This is a genomic window from Pseudomonas sp. MD195_PC81_125 (assembly GCF_014060985.1).
Classification (GTDB): Bacteria; Pseudomonadota; Gammaproteobacteria; order Pseudomonadales; family Pseudomonadaceae; genus Aquipseudomonas; species Aquipseudomonas parakoreensis.
Window position 1 is genome coordinate 1 of record NZ_JABULD010000294.1, and the last position, 4,430, is coordinate 4,430.

Annotated in this window: 4 protein-coding genes; 1 reads left to right on the forward strand and 3 read right to left on the reverse strand. The window is 60.3% G+C overall.

The window, feature by feature from the left end; all coding sequences use genetic code 11:
* Positions 1-105: 105 nt before the first annotated feature.
* Genes HT737_RS12560 through HT737_RS12570 form a run of 3 tightly spaced genes read right to left on the reverse strand, consistent with a single transcriptional unit; the run spans position 106 to position 2,562 of the window.
* Positions 106-873, reverse strand: coding sequence for a TerB family tellurite resistance protein (locus HT737_RS12560; protein WP_041070087.1), 768 nt, complete (start codon positions 871-873; stop codon positions 106-108).
* A 1-nt stretch (position 874) separates the two neighbouring features.
* The gene (murU, locus tag HT737_RS12565; protein ID WP_182402706.1) at positions 875-1,546 is read right to left on the reverse strand and encodes an N-acetylmuramate alpha-1-phosphate uridylyltransferase MurU; all 672 of its coding nucleotides are present in this window, start codon (positions 1,544-1,546) and stop codon (positions 875-877) included.
* A complete protein-coding gene (locus HT737_RS12570; RefSeq protein ID WP_047296972.1) occupies positions 1,543-2,562 on the reverse strand; it encodes an aminoglycoside phosphotransferase family protein in 1,020 nt (339 codons plus the stop codon). Before HT737_RS12570 ends, murU begins: the two co-directional genes overlap by 4 nt.
* A 130-nt stretch (positions 2,563-2,692) precedes the next feature.
* Here HT737_RS12570 and HT737_RS12575 point away from each other — a divergent pair.
* On the forward strand, positions 2,693-4,430 hold a 1,738-nt coding region (locus tag HT737_RS12575; protein WP_182402708.1), incomplete at its 3' end, for an LPS-assembly protein LptD.

The window sequence follows — 4,430 nt, forward strand, 5'->3', positions numbered from 1 at the left end:
CGCTCCCACACTGATCGCATTCCTACAGACGGAATGCATTCAACTGTGGGAGCGAGCCTGCTCGCGATGAGGCCATTTCAGCCAACCCATATTTAACGGCAACGATCAGCGAAAATCCCGCCGCGCCCGAATCAGGGTAAACGCGTTGTGCAACTCACGGGTTTTCTCGGTCGCCTCGCGCACCTGCTCAGGCGTCGCGCCGCTGCCGGCGATCTTGTCCGGGTGATGACGACTGAGCAGCCGTCGATAGGCGCGCTTGATCTGTGCCGGCTCGCTGGTCGCCGACACGCCGAGCAGGCGCATCGCTTCCTGATAACTCACCGCCGCACTGACAATCGGCCGTTTATTCGGCTCGTAATCATTGGCCAGCGCCTGGATCTGGTGCGTCGTCCAGCCCAGCCACTTGCCCCACTGCGCCAATAATTCACGCTCGCTGACGCCCGCACGACCGTCGGCCCAGACCATCCGCCAGCAGGCACGCAACACGCCTTCGGCGGCATGCGGCTGAGCACTCAGGCGCCGCAGATAACCGCGCAGGCGGTCACCGCCGGACTTGCCGCGATTGAACGCAGCAATCGCCCGCCGCCGCGCCGGCTCGCTCATTTCCAACGCGTTCATTTCGTTTCGCGCCTGCTGGATATGGCCGTCCGTCACCCGCCCGTCACTCTTGGCCAGACGCCCGAGCAGCACGAACAACAGTTCGTCGTTGCGCAACATCGGCCGCCCGCCGAGCTTTTCCCGCAGATGCCCCCAGCTTTGCAAGTGCAGGCGCCGATCCAGCGCCTGTCCCAACAATGCCCCAAGCATGGCCCCCGGAATGCTGGCGATCGCAAAACCCGCTCCGGCTCCAATCAGAGTCCCTGGCCACAACATATCAACGACTCGCTTCTATCAATGCTTCAGCTTCGGCCAGACGCTCATGCGTGCCGACATCCACCCAATGGCCTTTCAGACGTTCACCGCTGACCTGCCCGTTTGCCATGGCTATGCGCAGCAACGGTGCAAGCTTGAATGCGCCGTCCGCGCAACCATCGAACAACTGCGGATGCAGGACGGCGATGCCGCTGTAGGTCAGGGTTGCCGCGTCCGGTTGGCCATCTATCACCTGACCGTCGGTCAAGATGAAATCGCCTTGCGGGTGGTGGGCCGGGTTGTCCGCCAGCACCAGATGCGCCAGACCGTTGATCGGTTGGTGCAGTACGCTGAAGTCGTAGTCGGTCCAGATATCGCCGTTGACCACCAAAAAGGCGTCGTCACCAAGCAACGGCAAAGCGCGGAAAATCCCGCCGCCGGTTTCCAGCGGCTCGCCTTCCGGCGAGTACTGGATGCTCACGCCAAACTGCGAACCGTCGCCCAGGTAATCCTCGATCTGCTGACCGAGCCAGGCATGGTTGATCACGATTTCACTGAAACCGGCCGCCGCCAGCGCCCGCAGGTGGTATTCGATCAACGGCACGCCGCCGGCACGCACCAGCGGTTTCGGGGTGGTCAGGGTCAGGGGGCGCATGCGCTCGCCCTTGCCTGCTGCCAGTATCATCGCCTTCATGCGATCGCTCCACCACGCAGACTGGCGAGCAATGCCTGCAGATCCGCCAGTTCAGGACGACGCGCAATCACCGCTTCTATATAGGCGAAGAAACGCGGCACGTCGGCCAGGTAGCGCGGTTTGCCATCGCGATGGCAGATGCGGGCGAAGATACCGATGACTTTCAGGTGCCGCTGTACGCCCATCAGGTCGCTGGCACGCAGGAAGTCTTCGAAATCGGCCTGCACCGGAATGTCCAGCGCCGAGGCTTGCTGCCAATAACTTTCCAGCCAGCCGCGCACGCGCTCTTCAGGCCAACTGAGGAAGGCGTCTTTGAACAGGCAGGTGACGTCGTAGGTGACGGGGCCGTAGACCGCATCCTGAAAGTCCAGCACACCGGGATTCGGCTCGCTGAGCATCAGATTGCGCGGCATGTAGTCGCGGTGCACCAGAACTTTCGGCTGGGCCAGTGCGCTGTCGATCAGCAGTTCGCTGACGGACTGCCATTGTTGCTGCTGTGCTGCGTCGAACTCGATGCCGAGTTCGCGTTTCACGTACCACTCGGGGAACAATTCCAGCTCACGGCGCAGCAGCGCGACATCGTAGCTCGGCAGCGGTGCGACCATCGGTAATTGCTGAAAAGCCAACAGCGCCTGCAGGGCATCGCTGAACAAAGCATCGGCATTTTCGCCGTCGATTACGTCGAGATAGGTCTTGTTGCCCAGGTCATTGAGCAAAAGAAAACCGCGTTCGAGGTCTTCTGCATAAATTTTCGGCACGTTAATTCCGGATTTCGCCAGCAAAAAGGCGATATCCACGAACGGTTTGCAGTTTTCCTGGGGCGGTGGCGCGTCCATCACGACGAAACTGCGACCCGCGCCTTCCCAACGGAAATACCGGCGGAAACTCGCGTCGCTGCTGGCCGCGGTCAACGTGGCCGGGGGCACGGTGCCCCAGCCTTGATCTGCAAACAGGATTGCCAACTGCTCATCGAGCCAAACTTTCAGGTGTTGCAAGCGTACATCTTGGTCAGGCATTGCAAGGGTCTCCGACGGCGCTAGCCGTCAAGCGGGTCATGCTTTATTATCCAGCATCTTTTTCAGACCATCGAGAGGCGTGCGGCCCACACCGCGGGCAGATGGCACGCAGGAAGCCCGGACTAATAAGATGGCATTGAAATCCCCCGCGTTTCGTAAAAAATTTCCGTTGTTGGTAACCGGCAGTCTGCTGGCTATGCAACCTCTGGCCAGTCAATTCGTTGTTGCCGCCGAGCAGTATGACTGCGCCGTCTCGGCAACGGGTGGCTGGGCGTGTGCGCCCAAGACGCCGGCAGCTGCATTGCCGCCGCGTCCGGTGCATGACGGCAGCGCTGTCAGCGCCGCCGGCGAAGCCCCGGCCCAGAACGGTTCCACTGCCGACACCGGCGCCAAGCCTGTGCTGGTCACCGAAGCCAAGGGCCGCGGCCTGAAATCCCGTAGCGAAGACTACAGTCACCTCGACTGGGTTCCGCGCGAGAAGCTCACCGCCGCCCAATTGGCCGAGACCGGTCCTTACTGCTCTGGTTCCTATATCGAACCGATTCGTCCTGGCATGAATGACAAGACGAATAAAAGTGACGCACCGACCTTTATCGGCGCCAAGGCCTCGCGCTACAACACCGAAGATCAGGTGGGTACGCTGGCCGGCGACGTGGTCCTGCGTCAGGGCAGCATGCAGGTAGAGTCCGACGAGGCCAGCCTCTATCAGGCCGAAAGCCGCGCCGAACTCAATGGCGACGTGCGCATTCGCGACAACGGTGCACTGATTGTCGGCGACCACGCCGATGTGCAGCTCGACACCGGTGAAGCCAAGGTCGACAACGCCGAATACGTGATGCACAAATCGCGCATCCGCGGTAACGCGCTGTACGCCAAGCGTGCCGAGAACGCGATCATCCGCTTGAAGGACGGCACGTACACCACGTGCGAACCGAACAGCAACGCGTGGCAGCTCAAGGGCAACAACATCACCCTGAACCCGGCCACCGGCTTCGGTACCGCGACCAACGTGACACTGCGGGTCAAAGACATTCCGATCCTGTACACGCCGTACATCTACTTCCCGATCGACGATCGTCGCCAATCGGGTTTCCTGCCGCCGACCATCGGTACCGGCAGCGATACCGGCTTCATGCTGGTCACCCCGTACTACTTCAACCTGGCACCGAACTACGATGCCACGTTGTACCCGCGTTACATGAGCAAGCGCGGCATGCTGGTCGAAGGCGAGTTCCGTTACCTGACCAAGTCCAGCGAAGGCCAGTTCGGTGCGGCGTATCTGAACGACGAAGATACCGATCGCAGCAAGCAGACCGATTACGAAAAAAATCGCTACATGTACAACTGGCAGCACAAGGGCGGTCTCGACTCCCGTGTGATGACTCAGGTTGATTACACCAAAATCAGCGATCCATATTACTTCCAGGACCTGACCACCGATCAGATCGGTGTGAAGAGCGCTGACTTCGTCAACCAGCAAGGTTCGGTCACCTATCGTGGCGACAGCTATACCGCGCGGTTGAACGCTCAGGCTTACCAGCTGGCGACCGTATCGAACATCACTCCGTATGACCGTCTGCCGCAGATCACCTTCAATGGTCAACTGCCGTATCACCCGGAAGGGTTGAATTTCGATTACGAGACCGAGATTGTGCGGTTTGATCGTGATCTGAAAAATGGCACGTTCACCAACGAAGACGGGACCACTGTCGAACCACGCCTCGACAATAACGTTACTGGCCTGGCCCGCGCCAACGGCGACCGTCTGAACCTGAAGCCTGGTGTCAGCCTGCCGATGAACTGGACCTATGGCTTCCTGAAGCCATCGCTCAAGTACCAGTACACCCAATACCAGCTGGATCTCGACG